Source organism: Bradyrhizobium sp. 172 (genome assembly GCF_023101065.1).
In the GTDB taxonomy this organism is placed as follows: Bacteria; Pseudomonadota; Alphaproteobacteria; order Rhizobiales; family Xanthobacteraceae; genus Bradyrhizobium; species Bradyrhizobium canariense_D.
In genome coordinates, this window is record NZ_CP064701.1 from 6,802,597 (window position 1) to 6,826,451 (window position 23,855).

Consider the following 23,855-nt stretch of genomic DNA (forward strand, 5'->3'; position numbering starts at 1 on the left):
GCATAAACGTGCAAGCTCAATGGCGTATAGCGCGACAATCTGGATGGGAAGCGCGCGACAATCAGGATGGCGAGTCGGTGTCGCGGCGAGGTGATGATTGCCGCGATGATTGTCGCGCGCAAGAGTTTTGTTCGCTCTGATTGTCGCGGAGCGTCAATCAGCGAGTGTTTTTGGTGTCGCGTGCGAGGATGGTCGCCCTGGACCACGCTTCCGCTCGAGCGCGGTGCGCCTGCGATAGCTTTCGACGTTCATCTCGACGATGGTGGCGTGGTGAACGAGGCGATCGATGGCGGCGAGCGTCATAGCAGGATCCGGGAAGACCCTGTTCCACTCTCCAAAGGGCTGATTGGCGGTGATCAGCATGGAACGCCGCTCGTAGCGAGCGCTGATGAGCTCGAACAGCACGCTGGTCTCGGCCTGGTCCTTGGTGACGTAGGCAAGATCATCGCAGATCAGGAGGTCGAAGCGGTCGAGGCGGTTAATGGCGGCCTCGAGATTGAGCTCGCGCCGCGCCACCTGGAGCTTCTGGACGAGATCGGTGGTGCGGGTGAAGAGGACGCGCCATCCGTTCTCGATAAGGGCCAGGCCGATGGCTGCCGCCAAGTGACTCTTGCCGCCGCCGGGCGGGCCGAACAGCAGCAGATTGGCGCCCTTGCCGAGCCAACCATCGCCGGCGGCGAGCGCGGTCACCTGTGCCTTGGAGATCATCGGCACAGCCTCGAAGTCGAAGTTGTCGAAGGTCTTTCCAGCGGGCAGCCGCGCCTCGACGAGATGGCGCTCGACGCGGCGGCGGCCGCGTTCGGCGATCTCGTGCTCGGCAATGGTGGCGAGGAAGCGGGCCGCCGGCCAGCCTTCCTTGTCGGACTGCTCGGCAAATTGCGGCCACAGCACCTTGTTGGCTGGCAGCCGCAACTCGTTGAGCAATAGATTGAGGCGCGCGGTGTCAATGGTGTTGGCCGTGCTCATGCGGCACCTCCGATCTCGCCGGCACCGATGAGGCACTCATAGGTGGCGAGCGGTGCGAGCTGCACCACGACGTGCGGCACGCAGGCCGGATCGGGAGAGAAGTAAGCGCGCAGCCGGTTGAGGTCGGGCAGTCGGCCGGCATCAAGCTCGGTCGCGAGCTGATCGGCGAGTTCGGCCTCGCAGCCGCGCTCATGGGCCAGTGCGAGCAGATCGACCATGATCCGGCAGGCTTTCCTGTCCGGCAGCCGTTCGCGCAAGCAATCGAAGGTTCGGCGATAGGCATCGCGCGGGAACAGCCGATCACGGTAGACGAGATTGAGCAGCGCCATTGGCTTGCGCCGCAAGGAATGGATCACGTGCCGATAATCGACGACCTGGTCGTGCTTGCCGTTGGAATGCGGCCGCCCACGCGGCAGGGTGACGAGATGGGTGCCGCCGACGAACACGTCGAGACGATCGTCGTAAAGGCGCACCCGCAGTTGGTGCCCGATCAAACGCGACGGCACGGTGTAGAACACCTTGCGCAAGGTGAAGCCGCCGCTTGACGTCACGCGGACAATCACCTCCTCGTAGTCCGAGGTGCGGCGATCTGGCAACGCCTGCAGGGTGGCGCGCTCGTGGTCGATCCGCTTGGAGTTGCGGGCATTACGGCGGCTGACGATCTCGTCGATGAAGCCGCGATAGGCGGCGAGATCATCGAAGTCGGCAGTGCCGCGCAACAGCAGCGCATCGGCGATCGTGCGCTTGAGATGGCCATGCGAGCTTTCGATCGCCCCGTTCTCGTGGGCGATGCCGCGATTGTTGCGGGAAGGCCGCATGCCGTAGTGGGCGCAGAGGTCCTCGTACCGCCTGGTCAGATCGTCCCTCGCATTGCGATCGAGATTGCAGAAGGCGGCCGACAGGCTGTCGGCCCGATGCTCCCGCGGTGCCCCACCGAGCGACCACAGGGCATTCTGCAGCCCTTCGGCCAATGCGACGAAGCTCTCGCCACCGAGCACGACATGGGCGTGTTCAAACCCGCAATAGGCCAACCGGAAGTGATACAGGCGATGATCGAGCGGCACGCCAGCGATGGCGACCCCAAGCTCGCCCATATCGGTGAAGTCGGACAGGCCGACCTGGCCCACTTCGTGGGTCTGGCGGAAGATGACCTCCTGCTCCTCGCCGTGGATCGCCCGCCAGGCGCGGATCCGGCGCTCGAGCGTGCGGCGGATTCCAGCCCCCAGCTCAGGATGGCGTCGGAGCATCTCCTCGAAGATGGCCACGGGCCGCACGCCGGGAGCCGCCTTCAGCATCGGCACGACCTCCAGGCCGAAGACGTTGGCCAAGGGATCCGGCCGCCGCCTTTGCCGCGGTGTCTTCTTTTGCGACGGAAGGCGCAGATCCTTCTCGAGCCGATAAGCGGTCGACGAACTGAACGACGCCTTCGCGGCCGCCTCTGGCGGCGAATTGGTTTGACGGAACTTCATGTAGAGCCTCATCTGGTGATCGGTGACATGGCAGCCTGGCAACGGGTGATTCCTCTTTGGCGAGAAGAACCATCCATCACCGGCCAGCCGCGATCACCAGACGGCGCGGTCCGCTCGGATCGCGCCGTCGCCGGGCTCGTAACTCCGGTCGGGCTACGCCCTCCCTGCGTCACGAGCCCGGCGAAGCTCTCTCATCCTGATTGACGCTGCACTTCCATCCTGATTGCCGCGCCGCAATGGCGTCAGTGCCGAGCACTGGCTTACTGACGTCCTCGCGAAGCTCGTCAATGGTTGGCCTGCGGCACGACTGAATGAGCTGCTCCCCTGGGCATCGACTTACACGATGCATGCTCACGATCCGGGGGCTGGCAGTATGAGCCTCAACACGACCGCTGTCCGGATCAAGGTGACCCTCAAGGACGTGAAACCGGCGGTGATGCGGTGCCTCGTCGTACCCATCACCCTGCGTCTTGATCGGTTGCATCTGACGCTTCAGGCGGCCTTTGGCTGGACGGATAGCCACCTCTTCGAGTTCCTCGCTGGCGAAGGGCATTGGGGCATTCCTGATCCCGATAACGATTTTGGCCACCTGCCCATCGATGCCCGCAAGGCGCGCCTCTCCGATATCGTTCACGAGACCGGCGCCAAGACGATCCATTATATCTATGACTTCGGCGACAGTTGGGATCATGTGATCAAATTCGAAAAATGGTTCGAGAACACGTCGACGGACGATCTTCCCCTCTTGCTCGTTGCCGTCGGCCGCTGCCCTCCGGAAGATGTTGGCGGGCCGCCCGGCTATGCCGACTACCTCGAAACCATTGGCGATCCTGCCCATCCAGAGCATGAACATATGCGTACCTGGGGCCCAGACCGGTTCGATCCCAACGTCATCGATCGGGCTGCGCTCGAGGCCGCCGTCAGCGCATTACCGGAAATGTGGAAGCCGCGTCGGTACACGACGCGATCAAAATAGACGTCAAGCGTCAATAAAAAGGGCCGCTGAGCTACGCTTACGATCGACGCGATTGCCGAGTTCGTCCTGGGTTTCGCGAATCTCGGCCAACAGCGCAACCGATCGAGCGAGCGATACTGATCGCGGCGCCAGCTTCGCGGCCTAGCATTACAGTTGCTTTTTTGGTTTGAAGTGGGCGCGTTGAGCGGCAGCCTGGTGAGCTCTGCGCCAGAACATGCGATGATGTGTGCGGGTTGAATCCGCGTCCGCGCAAGTCATAGCAATGCGGCGGATTTCCTGGATTGGGACCAGCGGATCAGTGGCGGCGTGGTTATGCTTTGGGTTTTGCCGGACGCGCCATTTCGTTTTTTTGGGCGATGGCGGATTAGCGCGATGTCGGATCGCGGCCATCGTGGCGAAGGCGAGCATCATCAAGGACACATGACGGTGCCAACCATGCCAGGATCTGCTCTCGTCGTGATCGAGCCCGAACTCGTTTTTCGCGGTTTCAAAGCTGTCCTCGATCGCCCATCGATGGCCTTCGACCGCGACCAGCGTTTCAATGGCTGTTCCCGCTGGGCACCAGGTGGTGAAGAAGGCGAGGTCATCATCGGCGATGCGACGACGGATTAGTAGACCGCGCGTCCATAAACCACCATTTGCGCTGTTGAACTGCTCGGCCTCGAGATCGGCCAATTCGAGATAACACCAATCGTGCAGCCGCGGTCCTTTGGTTCCGGCTCCCGCCGACAGGCGCTTCCAGTCGGATGAGCGCCGCGTCCGGGCGAGGTCTGCAGCCGTATCGGCGACCGGCGGTCGCTTGCCCCAGGATCGAAACACATGAGCGCTGCTGACCCCAAGCACGTAGCCTTTGCCTGCCCGACGTAGTTGCTGTTCGATGTTGCCAACACCGTAGACGGTATCACCGGCAACCCACTTGAATGGTACAGACGCGGCTATCACGCGTGCGATCATTCTCGTCGCAAGCTTTGGTTTGGTCGCAAAGCCGACATCGGCAGGCACATATGTGGCTTCCAGACGATCTGGATCATCGGTCCATTCCTTCGGAAGATACAACGCGCGATCGATGAACGCATGGCCATGACGCGAAACGTAGGCAGCGAAGACGCCGATCTGGCAGTTCGTGATCTTCCCTGCCGAACCAGTGTATTGCCACGCCACTCCGCACGAGGCCTTACCCTGCTTGAGAAAGCCGGTCTCGTCGATCACCAGCACCGCATCGTCATCCGCCAAATGCTCGATGACATAGTCGTGCACGATATCGCGCAGGGCATCCGCGTCCCAATCTCCACGACCCAGAATCGCCTGCTGCCGCCATGGGCCGGGATCGCCAGCCGCCTCCGCGCGCATCCTACCGGTCTTGCGCTGCTCATCTCCGAGCAGACCTTCCAGGAACAGACCTGCATTCGTCGCAACACGCTCTTGCGTGAACAAACGGACGTATCCGTTGCTTGATCTCTCGAAGCGACGCCGCCCACAACGCAAGCGTCTCCTCAACCGACGCGGCCCGCGCCCACGACATTCGAATCATGGTTGCCCATGGATTCAGAAGCCCGCAACAAAAGCAACTGTAATGCTAGCTCGGTGCGGATTGAGCATCCAACTCGTCCGCAAGCCGCTCAAGCGCGTCCGGTGCGTCGTCTTCGCTACGTGCAAGCGTCAAGAAATCCGTATCCTCAGACGCCATCAAGCTTGGCTTGTCGGGATAGGCAAAGAAGGCCACCGGGATGCGGCTACCAACCAGGACGATATGTTTGAGTCCCGCAAGTGTCGCACGGGCTTCGTCGACCGGGAACGGAAGGCGATCGACCGCAACGCGACCAGCGCCACGCTCAATGCGGCCAACAAATGTTTGTGCCATGATCTTCGCGCCTGTGTTGGCACACATTCGCCCTGCCAGACTAAGGCCGCGTTGTCGCAGCGCGAGTTCCCCCAGCAGCACCATCGCTGGCATACCCGACCGGAATGCCCTGGCAGCATCCTTGATGCAATCCTGCGAAACCCGCGCTCTTTTGGGTGCTTCGCCCACAGCAGCGGGACCGCCGCCTTCGTTTCAGGCGGTATCAGCCGGAAGAATGAGGTTGCCACCTGACCGGGTGGGCTGCGCGCCGCTGCGATGGCCGCAGCGCCATCAGCCGCAACACGCATTGCGATCGGGGAGGTACGGACCCAGCCAGAAAACGGCTTCGCTGCACCTTCAATATCTGACGTGAGCGGTGCATCGTAGTTACGGTGGTAGGCTGCGTGATCTCCCACGATATTGATGATTGGGCCGGACGCCTTGGTGGCGTTGTGCAAATTGGCGAGGCCATTCGCCAAGCCCGGGCCCACGTGTAGCAGCGTTGCGGCCGGCCTTTCGGACATGCGCGCACAACCGTCCGCAGCGCCAATAGCAATTCCCTCGAACAGCACAAGCACGCAGCGCATACCATCGACGCGGTCGAGGGCCGCTACAAAGTGCATCTCGGACGTGCTTGGATTTGCAAAGCAGGTGTCCACTCCTCCAGCAACCAGTGTACGAATCAGACTTTCAGCGCCGTTCATCGATAAGTTGCTCGCCTTGCTTAGATCGCATCCCGCCTCGGAAACACGTTATTAGTCTTCGGGCAGAGCGATAAAAAAGAGATGGACGGCGAACGCCCAGCGCTTACGTTCATCTCAACTGCGAGGCGGACGCTAGTAGATTTCAAACCAGGACCAGAGTTCGATGCGGCTAATCGGTCAAGCTATTCTGTCAGGATTGTTGCGTCGTTCGCAGCCCAAGAGGCGACGCAGGGATCGCCGACCTCCGGCATTGTTTTGGCCGATACGTTCAGCACCTTCGATGACAGCTGCAATCCCGTTTCGCTGCGGAATTCCAAGACCGTGGCATCGCCAACGAACGTCATGCCGCTGATGCGCCCCTGAATTCCGCCGGATGAACCGGCGGCGCTCGTTTCGAGATGCAGATGTTCGGGTCGCACGCACAGCGTCGCCCCCCTGTCCGCATCCTGCCACTGCGGAGCCGGCAGGGTTTCGCCCGCAGGCCCATGTACGGTGCCAGATTTGAGCTTGACGGGTATCAGATTGACCTCACCGACGAAACCCGCCACGAACAAGTCGGTAGGCTTGCGATAAATATCCTTCGGCGCCGAGACTTGGCGGATCCGCCCCTCGTGCATCACGGCGACACGGTCGGACATGGCAAGCGCCTCATCCTGGTCGTGCGTGACGTAGATCATCGTCTTGCCGACTTCCTTGTGCAGGGTCCTGATCTCGTTCCTCAGATGCTCGCGCAGCTTCTTGTCCAGCGCGCCCAAGGGCTCATCAAGGAGAAGAACGGGCGGATCGAAGACCAGGGCCCGCGCGATCGCCACTCGCTGCTGCTGACCGCCGGACATTTGGTGGGGGTAGCGCGAGTCCAAGGCACCGAGATGCACCTGATCGAGGATGCGGCGTACCCGCGTTTCGATGTCCACCCTTGCCATACGCCGCATGCGAAGCGGATACGCAACGTTTTCGGCGACCGTCATGTGCGGGAACAATGCGTAGTTTTGGAAGATCACGCCGAGTTCGCGGCGGTGAGGCGGCAGGCGCGTGATGTCCTTGTCGTCGAGCAGAACCTGACCGCTGTTAGGCATCTCGAAACCTGCGATCATCATCAGAGTTGTTGTCTTTCCCGATCCGCTCGGACCCAGCAGGGAGATGAACTCTCCGGGCGATACGGAAAGACTGACATCGTCAACGGCCATCGCGCTACCGTAACGCTTCTGCAGGTTATGCAGCGTGATGCCTCCGGTTTTCACATCAGTGCCGCTCACCGTCGCTTTCATCAACATTTCAGCTCCCTAGGTAAACTCGTCATTTGTTTTGGTCTGAACTGCGCCCCCAGTCAGGGCCGTCAGGTCTGTTTTTGCCTTCTCAGCACGGTACCCACGATAATAACAATTGTAGCAACCAGCATCTGCAGCGTGGCTACCGCAGCAATAGTGGGATTGATGTCCTGCCGGATGCCTTCCCACATGCGCATTGGCAAAGTCGTGATCTTTCCGATGCCAAGAAACAGCACATAGACAACATCGTCGAACGAGGTCAGGAACGCAAAGAAGCTAGCGACGATGAGGGCGGGCATAACGAGCGGCGCGACGATCGTGCGAAAGGTGGCCAGCGGCCCGGCGCCAAGGCTCCGGGCCGCACGCTCATAGGTCGTGCTAAGGTCGCGCAGATTGGCAACCACAATCACCACCACGTAAGGAATGGCGTGGACCGCGTGGCCAAGCGCCAGACCAAACTCGGTGCCCTGCAGCCCGAGCCGCGCGAGCAAGAAATAGGTCGCGACGGCTACGATAACTGTAGGCATGATAATCGGCGAGAGCACGAGCCCAATCATAGCTCCGCGACCAGGCATCCCACCGCGCGATAACCCGAAGGCAAGCATACCGCCGAGCGCAGTGGCCATGCCCGCCGCCATCAGCGCAATGCGGATGCTGGTGAAGGTCGCGCGCAACCAAAGCGTGTCGAAAAGATAGGCCTCGTAGTTGCGCAGCGAGTAGCCTGGCAACGGGAAGACGAAGTACGACGAAGCGCTGAACGACAAGTATGCGACGATCACGACTGGCAGCAGGAGAAGCACGGCCAGAAAGCTTGCCAGAATCGGGACACCTCGCCCTCCCGTCGAAGGAAGCCAGCGGTCGAGCGTGTTTGCTGCCGAGCCGATACGCATCAACAGTTGGGCACCCATTTGGCGGCGGGAGGTGGTCGAACCGGCCTTGCCGTCAGAGAATCCCAGGAGCTGCTCAATCGGGAAGAAGCGCGAGCCGAGCCACAATACGCTCAGGACGGCGACCAGGAGGACCACGGAAAGCGCAGCACCGAAATTCCAATTGAGTTGTTCCAGGATCTGCGAGCTGATCGCCATGGTAATCATGACGTCTGACAGCCCACCAATCAACGCAGGTGTAATGTAGAAGCCGAGACAATAGATGAAGACGAGCAGAACCCCTGCAATCAAACCAGGCAGGCTAAGCGGCAGAAAGATGGTGAGGAAGGCAGCGATCGGGCTCGCTCCATTCGACCTCGCGGCGCGCAGAAGCTTCGGGTCAGTGCTGGACATGACCGTATACATCGGCAGGATCATCATCGGCATGACAATGTGGGTCATACAGAGGATTACACCAAATCGATTATAGAGCATTGGCACCGGTTGAGATACCCAGCCGAGCTCGAGCAAGAACTGGTTGACGACACCATTACGTCCGAGAAGGACGATCCAGGCGAAGGTCCGCGCCAGAGTGCTGGTAAAATAAGGCAGCACGACCCCGATGAGCAAAAAGGTGCGCAACGCCACTCCGCCCGTCGTCAGAGCGTAGGCAATGGGATAGCTCAGCACGAAGGCGAGCGCAGTCACGGTCACGCTGATCTCCAGCGTGTTGCGCATCACGGTCAGATAGACGGGCGTGTCTGCGATGCGCGAGAAATTCGCCACCGTCCAGCTCGGCATCCCAAAGGCGAGCAACAGAAGACCTGTGAGCGGCACCACAAAGAGCACCACGAGGAAGATGCTTCCAGGCAGCAGCAGCCAAGCCCAGGGCGTGGGCCAAGGCCGCGAGGATTCCGCCCGGCCTTTGATTGTGGTAGAACTCATTGTGCCCGCCATGCCAGCCAGCGCTCCTGGAGATGATCTACATTGGTCTGGCCGTCAGGTCGCTTGGCGGCGAGCCAAGCATCATCCTGGGCCACGAGTTGGGATGCATTCTCCTCAGTAATGCTGAGGAGCGGAACAAGATCGGCCGGCAAATGCTCGAGCTGATTCACATTGGGACCAGTCAAGTTTGTCCCCAGCGTGAATTCCGCAGCGTTCTGAGCCCGGTTCAGGAATGCAACCAGCTTTTGTGCGTTTGCGGTGTTAGGACCGCCTTTGAGCACCGTCCAGTAGACATAGACCAGATTGCCACCGCTCCACACCATGCGAATAGGCGCCCCCTGACGGATGGCCGACAGCGCACGACCATCGTAACAGCTCGTCATCACGAACTCCCGATTGATCAACGCTTGAACAGGCTCCCCTCCAGCCGTCCACCACTTCGCGACATTCGGCTTGATCTCCGAGAGCTTCTTGAGAGCCCTCTCGACCTTGTCATCGGTCAACGGCCAACGATCCGAATTTGGCACGCCGTCAGCTGCGAGCGCCAACACCATATGCCTGGCGACCGCACTGAGGCCCAGCGGCCCTGGGAAGGCTTTGACATTCCAGAAATCGGCCCAGTTTTGCGGTCCTCCCTTCGCAAAGGAACGCTCGTCATAAGCGAGCAACGTCGTTGAACGGAATGCAACGACTGCGTCACTGAGGCGAGCACTCTGCGGCGCCCCCTTGAGCGCTTCTTCGTCCCACAAACCGTAGTCGATGGGCTGAAACACCCCCGCCTCATGCATGGTCGGGAAGTTCTGCCCGTCAATCAGGGCGACATCCCAGTCGATGCGCCCGGCGCGAGACATTGCTCTCACTTGGGGCTCGGCAATGTCAGCGGTCACATCGACCACAGCAATGCCCGTCGCCTTTGTGAAAGGCTCATAAACGTATTTTCTCACCGCTTGCGTGTACGATCCGCCATAGCTGAAGACGACAACTTCGCCACTGCCGGCGAGCTTGTCCTGCGGCCAGACAGCGGTAGCCTTAGCGACGAACGGCACGCTCAGTAAAGCCGCCGACGTTCCAAGAAATGAGCGCCGGCTCGTGCCGCGATGAAAACGGCCGGCCCTATCACTTGTGATCATGACACTCCTCCCCAAACTAACCCAGCACTACGCCGCTACCGCCGCCATTTAGAACGTCTAGCTAGCCATCCGCGCGCAAATCCAGCAAAGAATTGCCACCATCAAAGAAAAAGATGCAAATCGCGGGCCACCTCTACGCAATTCCACTATCAGCTATTGCAATATGACGGCCTTACAACCACAGGCCGTACGTCGCCCAACGCTCGCTCTTGAAACCGAGACGCCGCCCCCTCCCGACAGGTTTATCCGGCGAGGCCGGCCGCAACACCGCACGGTCGACCCACAGAGTGGAAGATCCGGTAGGATCCCATCATGATGCTTCCTGCCTGCACGCGAATGCTATCGAGCGCTAGGGGGACCTTGCTACGCGATCTCAGCTGAGCTCGTTTCAGCTGCAACACACTTGTAAAGGTGTGCGAATGAACAAGCCTGTTGGTTCCGATCGGAATACAAGAAGCGACGTTTCAAATTGCCGCTTCCTTCGCAAGTTCGTCCATCACTTGCTTCGTCGCGCGATAGGCGATCTCGACGATCTCATCTATCTCAGATTCGGAAACGACGAGAGGCGGAGCGAAACCTAGAATGTCGCCATGAGGCATTGCTCGCGCGATGAGTCCCCTGTCGCGCGCCGCCTTGGAGATGCGAGCGCCCACCTTGAGCTGCGGATCAAAGCGTCGTTTAGTCTGCCGATCGGCGACAAACTCAACGGCACCGAGCAGGCCCACTCCCCTTACCTCACCGACGATCTCAAGCTGGGCGAACCGTTCCTTCAGCCGCTTCAAAAAATGCAAACCCACAGTTCTCGCTCGCTCACTTAGTCGCTCCTTCTCGACAATATCGAGGACCGCGTTAGCAGCTGCAGCCGCAATCGGATGACCGGAATAGGTATATCCGTGGGAGAATGCGCCGACACGATCGGCTGCTTCTTCCATCACCGCGTAGACCCTCTCGCCGACGATTGCGGCCGAGAGTGGCATATAGCCGGATGTCAGTCCCTTTGCCACCGTCACCAAGTCGGGCTCCATGCCATATAGCGTGCTGCCAAAATCAGCTCCAGTTCGGCCGAACCCACAAATCACTTCATCGGCAATCAACAAAACGTCGTAGCGCCTAAGCACGGCTTGAATTTCACGCCAGTAACCATCGGGCGGCGGCGTGATCCCTCCTGTACCCAGCACCGGCTCGGCAATAAAGGCGCCGATCGTTTCCGGTCCCTCACGCACGATCATCTCTTCTAGTTCGGCTGCTCGTCGACGAGAGAACGCCTCCTCCGTCTCACCTGGCTCGGCACCCCAATAGTGGTGAGGCGCGCCTGTGTGCAAAATGGCTGGAAAGGGCAGATCCATGTGATCATGGTAGAACGACATGCCGGTCATAGAACCGGAAATAACCGAACAACCATGGTAACCGCGATCGCGCGAGACAATCTTCTTCTTCTTCGGCTGACCGCGTAGATTGTTGTAGTACCAAACAAGCTTAGCTTGCGTTTCGTTGGCGTCCGAGCCGGATAGCCCGTAAAAGACTTTGCTTGGCTTACCTGGCGCCATTCGCACGAGGCGATCCGATAGATTAGCCAGCTCATCCGTCGTGTGGGCGGCATATGTATGGTAATAAGCCAACTTGTAGGCTTGCCGCGCAATCGCCTCAGCCACTTCGGTCCGGCCATACCCAATGTTGACGCAGTAAAGACCAGCAAAGCCGTCAATGTAACTATGGCCCTGCGCGTCTTCGATGCGGATACCCTTCCCCCCGCTGACGATTGTCGGATCACCAATCTTGCCAGTGGCGAAATCCTTAAGTTGGGTGAAAGGATGCAGAACAGTCGCACGATCTTTTTCGGCGGTCGTCTTGATATCGTTCATACCACTTCTCCTAAGCCACCAGATCGCCGAAGCAGACGTATTTCAATTCCATGTATTCCTGAATGCCATGTCGCGAACCTTCGCGACCGAGCCCGGATTGCTTCCAACCTCCAAACGGAATTGGCGGCCCAGTGAATGAGGCGGTATTGATGCCGACCATTCCGTACTCGATGTTCTCAGACAGTCGCAGCGCTCGGCGCAAGCTGTCGGTGTAAACATAGGCGGCCAAACCCATTTCACTGAAATTGGCTCGGTCCAGAACCTCCTTTTCAGAATCGAACGGAAGCACCGCGGCGACTGGACCGAATGTTTCCTCGCTCGAAATGAGCATGTCGTCAGTGACATCGCTCAGCAGCGCTGGAAAGACGAAGTTCTGGCCGAAGACCTGGTCTTGCTTCTTAGAAATAACCCGCGCCCCTTTTGCCGCCGCATCCTCAATTTGAGCCCTGCACTTTTCGGCCACGGATAGCTTCGTCATCGGCCCGATATCAGTCGCAGCCTCCAGGCCATGGCCAACTCTGAGCCGAGTGATTGCCGCAGCAAATTTCTCGACGAAGGCACTATGGATGCCCCTCTGTACGTAGATGCGATTAGCCGCCAAGCAGTCCTGCCCCGAGGTGGCAAACTTTGCGGCCACGGCGCCTTTAACGGCCTTATCCAGATCGACATCATCAAAGACAATGAAGGGAGCGTGCCCGCCGAGCTCGAGCGACACCTTCTTCACAGTCTGCGCGGCCCCCTCCAGTAGCAAACGACCGACTTCCGTAGACCCCGTGAACGAAAGGGCTCGCACGCGCGCATCCCGCAACAGGGGTGCTGAAAGTTCGATCGGATTGCCGACAAGCACTTGAAACACACCACGCGGAACTCCAGCCTCTTCAGCCAACCTCGCCAGGGCAAGAGCCGAGAGCGGCGTCTCGGGCGCAGGCTTCACGATGACGGGGCAGCCAGCCGCCATCGCGGCGCCGGCCTTTCGCGTAATCATAGCGACGGGAAAATTCCAAGGAGTGATTGCCGCAGCAACACCAACCGGCTGCATTCTTACCTGAAGCAGACTTCCAGGCTTATGGCTCGGGATCGTCTCCCCATAGGCGCGCTCTCCCTCTGCGGCAAACCACCGGAGAAATCCGGCACCATATCCAATCTCGGACCTCGCTTCCGCGAGCGGCTTGCCCTGCTCGCTAGTTATGAGGACCGCAAGCTCCTCCGAATGGGCGAACATTAACGATGCCCAAGTCCTGAGAATTTCGCCGCGCCTCTCTGGAAGCAGCTCTCGCCATTGAGCAAAGGATCCCTGCGCTGCGTCGATGGCAACATTCATATCTGCTGCGCCGCAACGAGCAACTTCAGCGATCACCTCGCCAGTTGCTGGATCGACGACAACATCTCTTTTGTCGCCCTCGATCCAGCGACCATCGATCAGAGCAGCCCCCGTGATAAAATCCCGACGGCGCAGATTGTCGATATGCCCCTTAGCTAGCCCGACCAGAGGTGGACTTTTGGGCCAGGCAGCTTGCAACACCATTTGGAAGTCCTTGGCGGTCATCTTGTTGAAATTCTGCTGCCAATCAGGATACTAATGTCAGAGACAGATTTGCGCCGCTTTTCACCGTCGCTTGGACGGTTTCCTGCAGGACCTCACCATTTTGCAGCGAAATTCACCCGGAGCCCGACTTATGCAATATGACCGAACTGACGCCCGTATCTTGGAGATCGTGCAGAAGAACAATCGCCTGACATCTGAGATCATCGGCGAACTTGCTGGACTCTCTGCTACTGCGTGCCAACGACGATTGAAGAGGCTCCGCTCTGACGGCATCATCGAGGCGGATGTCTCGATTGTTTCGGCAAAGGCGGTAGGAAGGCCTATTCAGATGCTCGTGCTCGTAAGCCTCGAGCGCGAGCGCGCAGATATCATAGACAGGTTCAAGAAGGCGATTAAGTCGTCAGCTGAGGTCGTCAACGGATTCTACGTCACTGGGGACGCCGACTTCGTTCTGTATATTACGTCGCGGACGATGGAAGATTATGAGCAATTCACACGGCGTTTTTTCTATGAGAACCCTGACATCAAGGGCTTCAAGACGATGGTTGTCATGGATCGCGTAAAGGCTGGTTTTGCGATTCCGGTAGAGATTCCAGACGAAGATTGATCTTCGTATCTTTGCGGTCGTTGTTTCGAGGCCTCGCGCGTTTTTTCATCGCCCATCCTCGCACAACGCGAGAAACAAGCACCCGCGCCCTTGTAGTGTCTTTGGATGTTGATACGCGCTGAGATAGAGGAGCATGGCTGCTCCAGCAGGCGGAATGGCGGCCAAGTGAGGCGACGTCGCGGACACCTGAGAGCAAATCGAACTGCCGTTGTGGCTGCGACGCCCCGATCGGATCGTTGCTGGAGCAATGCTAAAAAACTGTCAGAGAACTCGACAAATTCACTCCTTGATCTGGATATCATTTTTGCAGGTCGTGGTAGAAGCAGCAAATTCGCAAACGAACCGGGCACACAAACGCGAATTTCAGATGTTTGAGGGCGGGCCAGAACCGCTCGTCCGATTTGGCTTCAGCGTTCCGCGACAAACACTGACGTTAGTCAGGTCGTGGTGCACGGTCGGTGGATCCAAATGACGAAACTTTCCGATCCTCAGATTTTTAGCGTCGATGGTATTGCGGCGCCGCTGTGTTACCCCACCTTCCGCCGGATTTGGATCGCGAGCCTGCTGTCGAACCTCGGTATTCTTGTCCAAGGCGTCGGCGCGGCCTGGGCCATGACAGAGATGACATCGTCAGCCGATAAAGTTGCACTGGTGCAGACGGCTTTGTTGCTGCCTGTGATGTTGATCGCTGTGCCGGCCGGTGCCATCGCTGACATGTATGACCGCCGAATTGTGATGCTCGTTGCGCTCTTTATTGCGCTCTGCGGCGCGACAGCGTTGACTGCGCTCGATTGGTCGGGGCTTACCACGCCGGATCTACTCCTGGTGCTTTGCTTTGTAGTCGGCGGCGGCATGGCGTTGATGGGACCGGCCTGGAGCTCCTCGGTTAGCGAGCAGGTTCCGCCAAAGACGCTGCCGGCGGCGATTGCCCTCAATGGCATTAGCTACAACATCGCGCGTAGCTTTGGGCCCGCGGTCGGGGGAATTGTTGTTGCGACCGCGGGCGCGGGTGCGGCCTTCGCAATCAACGCATTCCTCTATTTACCACTGATCGTGGCGTTGTTCCTCTGGAACCGTATCGCGGAGCCGTCGCGGCTACCGCGCGAACACCTGAGCCGCGCCATTGTTTCGGGCGTGCGCTATATCGCCAATTCGCCTTCGATTAAGATTGTGGTAGCGCGCACCATGATAACCGGCGTCGTCGGCAGCGCGCTCCAAGCGCTAATGCCGCTGGTCGCTCGCGACCTGTTGGAGGGCGGCGCTCAGACTTACGGCATCATGCTAGGTGCGTTCGGGTTAGGCGCGGTAGTAGGAGCTCTCAACATCGCCGAGATGCGCAGGCGTATGAGTGGCGAGGCTGCGGTTCGTGCCTGCACACTGTCCATGAGCGGCGCTATCGCGGCGGTCGCGCTCAGTCACAATTCGGTCTTGACAGCCGCAGCTCTGGTTTTAGCGGGTGCCGTATGGACCATCGTGTGGACGCTGTTCAATATTGGCGTGCAGCTCTCCGCTCCGCGCTGGGTTGCGGGCCGCTCCGTTGCGGCTTGGCAGGCTGCGTTCTCTGGGGGCCTCGCAGTTGGCAGTTGGGGCTGGGGTCGCCTAGCCGATGCCGTCGGTGTCGACGACACGCTGCTCGTCTCTGCCGGACTGATGCTGCTCTTGCCACTGCTTGGGCGCTGGCTGCGCATGCCGGCCATCACCGAGCGCGGGGAGGGCGCCGAGATGCTTGCCGATCCTAAGGTGCGGCTCCCGCTGACCTACCGGAGCGGCCCACTGGTGGTTGAGCTCGAATATCGGGTGGCCTTGGAGAATGCCCGAGCCTTCCGCAACCTCATGCAGGATGTGCAGCTCTACCGGCAACGCAACGGGGCCTATGGTTGGTCAATTGCGCGTGATATCGCCGACCCCGAGCTGTGGACTGAGCGCTATCACTGCCCGACATGGCTCGATTATTTGCGCCAACGCAACCGCTGGACCCAGTCGGAACGTGCATTAGATGAGAAGGCAACGGCTTTCCATATCGGGCCTGAGCCAGTGCGTATCCGTCGTATGCTGGAGCGCCCGTTTGGATCGGTACGCTGGAAGGATGATGTGCCCGACCGCGCCGCGAGTGAGCTCTAGTTGTCGGTCGGCGCCGCAAGCACTAACCGTCCCTTCCATTGCACCGCATTCAACCCCCCGGCTGCGATGACGCCGTTGCGCTTGGCTCCCCCCGTCATCCACTTCCCCAGATACTCACTGGACATATGTCAGTCAGATTTAACGCGGAGCGAAATCGCCAACTATTGTGATGCTCTTTCTACTAGCCCTAGCAGGATCTTGAAAAGTTCGAGAGGAATCTGGGTGCGCTCTAGCAAATACAGGCCCGACGAACGCTCGGCTAATAGCGATCGGTATTAATATGGACCCCAAGTTGCTTAGCACTACTTGTCACTTAAGCATTTGTTTCTTGGACTAATGGCCAGGTTAAACGTATGAACGCACGATCAAAGAAGCAACCGTAAGGCCATCATTACGACCGACACGATCAGCTCGAAGCAAACCTTGCCGACTTCATCAACGCCAACAACTACACTCGGCGGCTGAAGACACTGAAGGTGTCTCACACTTTACGACTACATCTGCAATTGCTGGACTTCCCAGCAAAAACGATTCAAACTTAACCCGCTCTAGCAAATGCCGGGACTAAACGTCTAGCTTCCTAAGTGCCACCAATCACACCAACGCGCCCGTCTCACTCACCCGACGAAGGTGATAGTCGGCATCCCCAAACGTGTTCTCGATCATGGTCAGCCGCTTAAAATAATGGCCGACCTTAGCGGCCATGGTCATGCCAATTCCACCATGAAGCTGGATCGACTGCTGGCCGATGAATTTTCCGCTCCTCCCGATCTGCACTTTAGCCGCAGCAACCGCTTTTGCACGCTCGGCAGCATTATCGATATCCGAGGCCATGGTGGCGTACATCGCCATGGAGCGCGCCTGTTCGAGCGCCACAAACATGTCGGCGGCGCGGTGCTGCAGACTCTGAAACGAGCAGATTGGCACCCCGAACTGCTTTCGCGTCTTAATATAATCGACTGTGGTGTTCAGCGATTCGTCCATCAGGCCTACCGCTTCCGCGCAAAGCGCGGTGCGAGCGTCGTCAACCACCCGCTCGATAAGCGGCAGCGCATTTTCGGGATCGCCGATCGCCGCTGCGCTGCCCACCTCGACCCTTGTGAAGCTGATGTCGACCGCGCGCAGCCCATCTTGGGTCGGGTAGCTCTTTTTGGAGATGCCTCTCGCGTCGGCAGGCACCAGAAGCACCGCGATCCCGCCTCTATCGCGTTGAGCGCCTTTGATGCGCACGGTGACGATCAACGTGTCGGCGGTCTCGCCATTGAGCACAACAAATTTTTCGCCGTCAATGACCCATCCATCGCGGCTCTTCTTGGCGGAGGTGGTCACGTCGTTCAGATCATAGCGAGAGTTCTTTTCAAGTTGCGCGAATCCGAAGGTCTTGCTGCCGTCGATGATCCCAGGCAGATGAGCTGCCTTCTGCGCGTTCGAACCGCCACGGCGCATGAAGCCGCCGCCAATCACAACCGTGGCGAGATAGGGCTCGACCACAAGCGCTCGGCCGAACGCTTCCATCACGATCATAGTCTCCACGCCGCCGCCACCAAACCCGCCATCGGCCTCGACAAAGGGAAGTCCGAGCAGACCCTGCTCAGCAAAGCGGCTCCAGATCAATCTGCTCCAGCCGCCCTTCTCCTTCGAATATTTTTTGCGCTGCTCGAAAGTGTAGATATCGGTCAAGAGTCCATCGACGCTTTCCTTGAGAAGCCGCTGCTCCTCGGACAAATTGAAGTCCATATCTCAGCTTCTCCTGGCGACGGATCTGGACTCTTGGGGTCCCCATTTGCGGGGATGGAAGAAGAGTTAGAGTCCCAGCACCGCCTTGGCAATGATGTTGCGCTGAATTTCGTCGGAGCCGCCGTAGATCGAGACTTTGCGGTTGTTGAAGTAGCTCGGGGCGATCTGCGCGGTCCAGTCCATCGCTTCGTACGAAGACTCGTGATGTTCGTTGTAGGGCGCAGCGAATGGCCCGACCATCTCCATCAAGAGTTCAGTCGCAGTCTGCTGGCTTTGTGTGCCCTTAATCTTAAGCATGGAAGACGCTGGATTTGGCTTACCATTGCCGTGCTTGCCGTCGTCGGCGACAACGCGTAGTTGCGTGAGCTCCAGTGCCTTCAGCTCGATCTCGGAGATGGCCAGCTTCTCCCGGAACGCGAAATCCTCGATCATAGGCCGGCCGCCGCTTTTGACGTCAGAAGCCACCTCCTTGATGCGCCGGATGCGCTCCTTGGAGACGCCGACCCGTGCAATGCCAGTGCGCTCGTTGCCGAGCAGGAACTTTGCGTAGTCCCAGCCCTTGTTCTCCTCGCCGATTAGGCTTTCGTAGGGCACCTCCACGTCATCGAAGAAGACCTCGTTGACCTCATGGCCACCATCGATGGTCTGAATCGGACGCACCGTCACGCCCTTGGAATTCAAGCAGAACACGATGAAGGAGATGCCCATCTGCTTCTTGGCGCGGGGATCGGTGCGGCAGAGGCAGAAGATCATGTCGGCATGCTGCGCGAGCGTGGTCCAGGTCTTTTGGCCATTGATAATCCACTTGTCGCCGCTGCGTTCGGCCTTGGTCGTGAGCGAGGCGAGGTCCGAGCCAGCGCCGGGTTCCGAAAAGCCCTGGCACCACCAATCATCCACGTTTGCGATGCGCGGCAGGTAGTACTTTTTCTGCGCCTCATTACCGAAGGTGTAGATGACCGGGCCGACCATGCCGACGCCAAAGGCGAGCGGCGTCGGCGCGGGATACATCTGCAGCTCCTCCCTGAAGATGTAGTGCTGGAGCGAGCTCCAGCCTGTGCCACCGTATTCCTTCGGCCAGGAACTTACGTTCCACCCCTTCTTGTTGAGGATGCGCCACCACGTAACCATTTCCTCCTTCGACACATGGCGACCTTCGATCATCTTGTGCCGCATCTGCGGCGATACATTGTCGCGTAGAAACTGCCGCACTTCCTGCCGGAAGGCTTGTTCCTCCTCGGTGAATACAAGATCCATCGGATACTCCTGCGACCGAACTAATTCGGGACGCGCTACGATGACGAAACGCTCTCCAAATTGCCAATCGGAAGAGGCCTCGACGTGAATTAGAACCGAACGCGAAGAGGATCAGCGGGGCTGACGAAGGGCAAAGCATTCGCCTGTTCCTAGAGCCCTTGCGTTGCGATACCAAGAACTTCTCCTTCCTGGCCTCTGCGAACCTGTTGGATGAAAGCGTTCCATGTCCACGCTCAACTTCCCGCTGTTCAATTTGTCGCAAAACGCGATTTGTCCCACCAAGGGCGTCTTGCCCCCATCAAGCGAGCGTTAACGCTTGCCTCAGCTATTCCCGCATTCTATCTCCGTCAGGAATGCCGCACCCTGGTTTACGGGAGCGAAGCATTGCTCATCCTGCGCTCCAAAATGCATTCAACCGCCCCTTCTCAGGGTTGCCACCTCTCTGTAGCAACACTCGTGCCAGCCGCGTTCGAGCGCTTAAACCTCTGATTCGTTTTGAGAATGGCTCGTACTTCGCAAAAACGACCTCCGTTTTGAGCCGAACAGAAATGGTACGCTGTCAGAGATCGGACAACCATCGAGAGTGGACGGCTATTTCGATTGCCGCACGGCTAACGGATTCAAATTTGCTAGCCGTCATTATCTCTCAGCTCGATGCGGATCGATGTGGACTAACGTTCGCCTGCCGCTCGAGCCCTGTGGTCATCAGAACGGACGGATGCAGAAGCCTCAGGTGTGCCGAAATGCTGGCGGTCGCGCAGTTGAGGCGTTTTCGGCACGACGGCCTTGCGAGGACAGTCCAGGACGCCTTCCGACGCGCGCAGTCCTTGACGCTGCCATAGCCGACCTGCCAGCCGGTTCGACGAGCAGTCTGCCGCAATAGATTGTCCTAAGCAGACCACCGACATCATCATCCAGCCGAACGGTTCTTCGATCCGCTTGCTTATCAATGCTGATCCAACACCGGGCATGACCGTGAACGTGAGCAAGGACGGCGGAAGCATCGCTCGCCGTCTGCCCGAAACATCAGATGTGGGGCAGGGATCGCGAGACTCGAGCCAATCAGCAATGCTGGGGTCGCGCGCAGCGGCTGATGCATCACCGCCTAGCAAATCGGGCCAGCGCCTTCCGATCGATCTCGATGCCCAATCCCGACCCATTAGGCACAGCGACGATGCCGCGAGTGTGCTCGATGGGCTCGGTGAAAATCGCCTGCCTGAGCGGGTTTTCGGTTCGGTCGAACTCCAGCAACGGCGCCACGGGTATGGGCGAGGACCGCGTGTGCGGCGGCAGAACGGCGAGCAAATGCAGCGACGCGGCAATTGCAATCCCGGTGCCCCAAACATGCGGATTGTAACGGACGCCGAACGCTTCTGCCATATCGGCGATCTTCTTGCATTCGGTCAAACCGCGGGCCGCGCAAATGTCGGGCTGCGCTATATCGAGCGCGCGCGAGACGAACACGTTGCGGAACCCGAAGCGGGTGAACTCACATTCTCCGCCTGCGATCGGGATCGCAATCGCCCCCCTTTACCGCGCGGTGGCCGGCAAGATCCTCTTGCGGTACCGGCTCCTCAAACCAGCCGATATCGTGTTTCTCGATCATGCGCCCAGACGGATCGCTGCGACGCTGTCAAAGGCGTGGTTCGCATCCACCATCAGCGAAACAGCCGGCCTACCGCCTCGCGCACGACGCGTGTCGCGGCCGCATCCTCCTCCACACCGAAGCCGACCTTGAGCTTCACCGCCGAGAATCCCTCCGCGACGTAGCGCGCTGCCTCCTCGGCTAGATACCGGGTCGGGTCTTCAGCTTTGCGTCGGTGGAGGCCAGTCGCGTAGGCGACGATGTGACTCCCCTGCGCGCCGCCGAGCAGCTGATGCACGGGAACGCTAAAATACTTGCTCTTGACGCCCCAAAGCGCGATATCGATACCGCTCAACCCCTCTATCACGACACCCTTCTGGCCATGATCGCGCAGGCGCGCATAGATCATTTGCCAGAGATACTCTGTGCGCAGCGGATCTTCGCCAACTAGCCATGGCGCGACGCTCTCGACCACGGCGGCCGTCATCCTCGCCGGTCCGTAGCATTCGCCCCAGCCAACAAGACCCTGGTCGGTCTCGATTTCGACCAGCATCGCTGTACGCGTATCGTACCAGCCACGCGCGGAGGCAAGAGGCTCCGACAGCGCGGCTTGAAGGATATGAGTGCGAACGCTCGTAATCTTCATCGGCTTTGCCTTGTTCCAGTCCTGCTGCGCTCCTCACTCAGAGCAGCCGCTTCTAAATAGATACCGGCCGTGCTGCGGCTTTTAAACGCATTAAGCTTTTGCTTTGACAATGCCCGCACATAGGAAACGATGATCGATGTATTGAAGGTCAGATCTTTTAAGCTGTCAGCAACTTGACAAAAATACCGACCGTTCATGCATGAAGAGCGCCGGTACTCACCACGGTGGGGCAATGGCCGTCGTCCAGGCAGCGGCAGGGGAGCAGCGAAGCACTGCCTCTCGCTGTGCACACCGGACACCCGCAAGTCCTTAGATGCCTGAGTTGGGATCCCCGTTGAGCCGCGCGGTGCTCGTGGACACAATCATCGCCGCGGTAGATAGTACCGGACGCTTTGAGAGCCTCAGCCGATATCGCCGCCTTCATTGATGCGCATGTCCGTATTTGCGCAAGGACCGGTCCGGCTGCCATCGATCCTACAACGCAAAATACGAAGCCATGGGAAAAGAGCAGTCCAATGCTAGCATTACAGTTGGCTTTTTGCTTTGAAATGCGCGCGCTGAGCGATCGCTTGGTGAGCTCTGCGCCAGAGTGACCATGCGATGATGTGCGCGGGTTGGATCCGCTTTCGAGCGAGCCTGACGGCGATGCGCCGGACTTCCTGGATTGACCATCGGATCAACGACGGCGTGGCTATGCTTTGGTTTTTGCTGTGGTTCGACGTTTGGTTTTTTTTGGCGGCGGCGGATTGGCATGATGTCGGATCACCGCCATCATGGCGAAGGCGAGCATCACCATAGACACGTGGCGATGCCAGCCATGCCAGGATCTGCTCTCGTTGTGATCGAGCCCGAATTCGTTTTTCGCGGTTTCAAAGCTGTCCTCGATCGCCCACCGATGGCCTTCGACCGCGACCAGCGTTTCGATGGATGTTCCCGCTGGACACCAGGTGGTGAAGAAGGCGAGATCGCCATCGGCGATACGACGACGGATCAGCAGACCGCGTGTCCAAACGCCAGGATTTTCGTCGTTTGATTCTCCGACCAGATCGGCCAGTTCGAGATAACACCAATCATGCAGCCGTGGTCCTTTGGTTCCGTCCCCTGCCGACAGGCGTTTCCAGTCGGACGAACGCCGCGTCGAGGCGATGTCCGCGGCGGCGCCAGAGACTGATCGCCGCTTGCCCCAGGAATGAAATACATGAGCGCTGCTGACCCCGAGTACATAGCCTTTGCCTGCGCGACGTAGTTGCTGTTCGATATCGCCAACGCCGTAGACTGTATCACCCGCAACCCACTTGAATGGGACAGACGTGGCTATCGCGCGTGCGATCATGCTCGTCGCAAGCTTTGGTTTGGTCGCAAAGCCGACATCGGCACGCACATATGCGGTTTCCAGACGATCCGGATCGTCGGTCCATTCCTTCGGAAGATACAGCGCGCGATCGATGAACGCATGACCGTGGCGCGACACGTAGGCGGCGAAGACGCCGATCTGGCAGTTCGTGATCTTGCCGGCGGAACCAGTGTATTGCCGCGCCACCCCGCAAGACGCCTTGCCTTGCTTGAGAAAGCCGGTCTCGTCGATCACGAGCACCGCATCGTCATCCGCCAAATGCTCGATGACATAATCGCGCACGATATCGCGCAGACCATCAGCATCCCAATCCCTGCGACCCAGGATCGCCTGTTGCCGCCAAGGACCGGGATCGCCAGCTGCCTCCGCGCGCATCCAACCAGTCTTGCGTTGCTCATCTCCGAGCAGACCTTCCAGAAACAAGCCTGCATTCCTCGCAACACGATCTTGATTGAACAACGGACGTATCCGTTTCTTGATCTCACGAAGCGACGCCGCCCACAGCGCAAGCGTCTCTTCAATCGACGCTGCCTGCGTCCATGATCTTCGAATCATGGTTGCCCATGGATTCAGAAATCCTCAGAAAGGGCAACTGTAATGCTAGTCTCCTGCCATCATTTTTTGGGGTTTACCTTTGAAGATGCTGTTCACAGCCAAACCACATGGAAGGCTACTGTAAAGGTCATCTTTCGCGCTTGGTGCTATATAAAGTCGAATGTGCCTTCTGAAGCAGATCAGCGCTAAACACCTCTGCAAGATGATCTGTAGAGTTGGCACGAGAAAGCTCATACCCTCGAACAACCTGCAAAACGCGACCTCGTGGTTTTTGTCGACGCCTATCATCCAAAATCTATCTCGTGATTTTGTTGGGGAGCGATCAAGCTTTAAAGTTGGAGACGTGGGCGCCTTTGTTGATCTAGTCAACGCGATCGCGACAGACCTATGGAAATCGGATCCTGTCGTTCCCCTTGCGGCGGCG

Annotated in this window: 15 protein-coding genes and 3 pseudogenes; 4 read left to right on the top strand and 14 right to left on the bottom strand. The window is 58.8% G+C overall.

Annotated elements, in window-relative coordinates; all coding sequences use genetic code 11:
- Nucleotides 1–153 precede the first annotated feature (153 nt).
- Nucleotides 154–966 carry an IS21-like element helper ATPase IstB gene (istB, locus tag IVB07_RS32380; RefSeq protein WP_247766940.1) on the bottom strand — a complete coding sequence of 271 codons (813 nt, stop codon included), beginning with the start codon at nt 964–966 and terminating at the stop codon, nt 154–156.
- The gene (istA, locus tag IVB07_RS32385; RefSeq protein ID WP_247766938.1) at nt 963–2,447 is read right to left on the bottom strand and encodes an IS21 family transposase; all 1,485 of its coding nucleotides are present in this window, start codon (nt 2,445–2,447) and stop codon (nt 963–965) included. The genes istB and istA overlap by 4 nt, the downstream gene beginning before the upstream one ends.
- 211 nt (nt 2,448–2,658) lie before the next feature.
- On the opposite strand from istA, the pseudogene IVB07_RS40515 reads away from it, so the two are divergent.
- Together IVB07_RS40515 and IVB07_RS32395 are read left to right on the top strand one after the other, a co-directional pair.
- Nucleotides 2,659–2,751: pseudogene (locus tag IVB07_RS40515) on the top strand (hypothetical protein); the annotation flags it as partial.
- Nucleotides 2,752–2,808: 57 nt separating this feature from the next.
- The gene (locus tag IVB07_RS32395; protein WP_247767828.1) at nt 2,809–3,411 is read left to right on the top strand and encodes a plasmid pRiA4b ORF-3 family protein; all 603 of its coding nucleotides are present in this window, start codon (nt 2,809–2,811) and stop codon (nt 3,409–3,411) included.
- A gap of 342 nt (nt 3,412–3,753) precedes the next feature.
- On the opposite strand, the pseudogene IVB07_RS32400 reads toward IVB07_RS32395, so the two are convergent.
- From IVB07_RS32400 to IVB07_RS32435, 7 genes and pseudogenes are all read right to left on the bottom strand, one after another.
- Nucleotides 3,754–4,942, bottom strand: a pseudogene (locus tag IVB07_RS32400) (IS701 family transposase); the annotation flags it as partial.
- A gap of 153 nt (nt 4,943–5,095) precedes the next feature.
- Nucleotides 5,096–5,955: pseudogene (locus IVB07_RS40810) on the bottom strand (acetolactate synthase large subunit); the annotation flags it as partial.
- Nucleotides 5,956–6,137: 182 nt separating this feature from the next.
- The gene (locus IVB07_RS32415; RefSeq protein WP_247767135.1) at nt 6,138–7,229 is read right to left on the bottom strand and encodes an ABC transporter ATP-binding protein; all 1,092 of its coding nucleotides are present in this window, start codon (nt 7,227–7,229) and stop codon (nt 6,138–6,140) included.
- A 62-nt stretch (nt 7,230–7,291) separates the two neighbouring features.
- A complete protein-coding gene (locus IVB07_RS32420) occupies nt 7,292–9,046 on the bottom strand; it encodes an ABC transporter permease subunit (protein ID WP_247767137.1) in 1,755 nt (584 codons plus the stop codon).
- Nucleotides 9,031–10,164, bottom strand: coding sequence for an ABC transporter substrate-binding protein (locus tag IVB07_RS32425; protein WP_247767139.1), 1,134 nt, complete (start codon nt 10,162–10,164; stop codon nt 9,031–9,033). The genes IVB07_RS32420 and IVB07_RS32425 overlap by 16 nt, the downstream gene beginning before the upstream one ends.
- Before the next feature lie 464 nt (nt 10,165–10,628).
- Complete coding sequence (locus IVB07_RS32430; protein ID WP_247767143.1) at nt 10,629–12,026, bottom strand: aminotransferase; 1,398 nt, start codon at nt 12,024–12,026, stop codon at nt 10,629–10,631.
- 10 nt (nt 12,027–12,036) lie between these two features.
- Complete coding sequence (locus IVB07_RS32435; protein ID WP_247767151.1) at nt 12,037–13,572, bottom strand: NAD-dependent succinate-semialdehyde dehydrogenase; 1,536 nt, start codon at nt 13,570–13,572, stop codon at nt 12,037–12,039.
- Between the two features lie 130 nt (nt 13,573–13,702).
- On the opposite strand from IVB07_RS32435, the gene IVB07_RS32440 reads away from it, so the two are divergent.
- Nucleotides 13,703–14,179, top strand: a complete 477-nt coding sequence (locus IVB07_RS32440) for an Lrp/AsnC family transcriptional regulator (RefSeq protein ID WP_247767158.1) — start codon at nt 13,703–13,705, stop codon at nt 14,177–14,179.
- A gap of 468 nt (nt 14,180–14,647) precedes the next feature.
- Nucleotides 14,648–16,300, top strand: a complete 1,653-nt coding sequence (locus IVB07_RS32445; protein ID WP_247767166.1) for an MFS transporter — start codon at nt 14,648–14,650, stop codon at nt 16,298–16,300.
- A 594-nt stretch (nt 16,301–16,894) separates the two neighbouring features.
- Here IVB07_RS32445 and pimD read toward each other — a convergent pair.
- From pimD to IVB07_RS32470, 5 genes are all read right to left on the bottom strand, one after another.
- Nucleotides 16,895–18,037 (bottom strand): pimeloyl-CoA dehydrogenase small subunit, encoded by a 1,143-nt coding sequence (gene pimD, locus IVB07_RS32455; protein ID WP_247767168.1) that lies wholly within the window; start codon nt 18,035–18,037, stop codon nt 16,895–16,897.
- Between the two features lie 66 nt (nt 18,038–18,103).
- Nucleotides 18,104–19,291, bottom strand: a complete 1,188-nt coding sequence (gene pimC / locus IVB07_RS32460) for a pimeloyl-CoA dehydrogenase large subunit (protein WP_247767175.1) — start codon at nt 19,289–19,291, stop codon at nt 18,104–18,106.
- 1,098 nt (nt 19,292–20,389) lie between these two features.
- Nucleotides 20,390–20,755 (bottom strand): enolase C-terminal domain-like protein, encoded by a 366-nt coding sequence (locus IVB07_RS40815; RefSeq protein ID WP_346659448.1) that lies wholly within the window; start codon nt 20,753–20,755, stop codon nt 20,390–20,392.
- 194 nt (nt 20,756–20,949) lie between these two features.
- Nucleotides 20,950–21,429, bottom strand: coding sequence for a hypothetical protein (locus IVB07_RS40820; RefSeq protein ID WP_346659449.1), 480 nt, complete (start codon nt 21,427–21,429; stop codon nt 20,950–20,952).
- Between the two features lie 784 nt (nt 21,430–22,213).
- Nucleotides 22,214–23,431, bottom strand: coding sequence for an IS701 family transposase (locus IVB07_RS32470; RefSeq protein ID WP_247766832.1), 1,218 nt, complete (start codon nt 23,429–23,431; stop codon nt 22,214–22,216).
- Nucleotides 23,432–23,855: the final 424 nt, after the last annotated feature.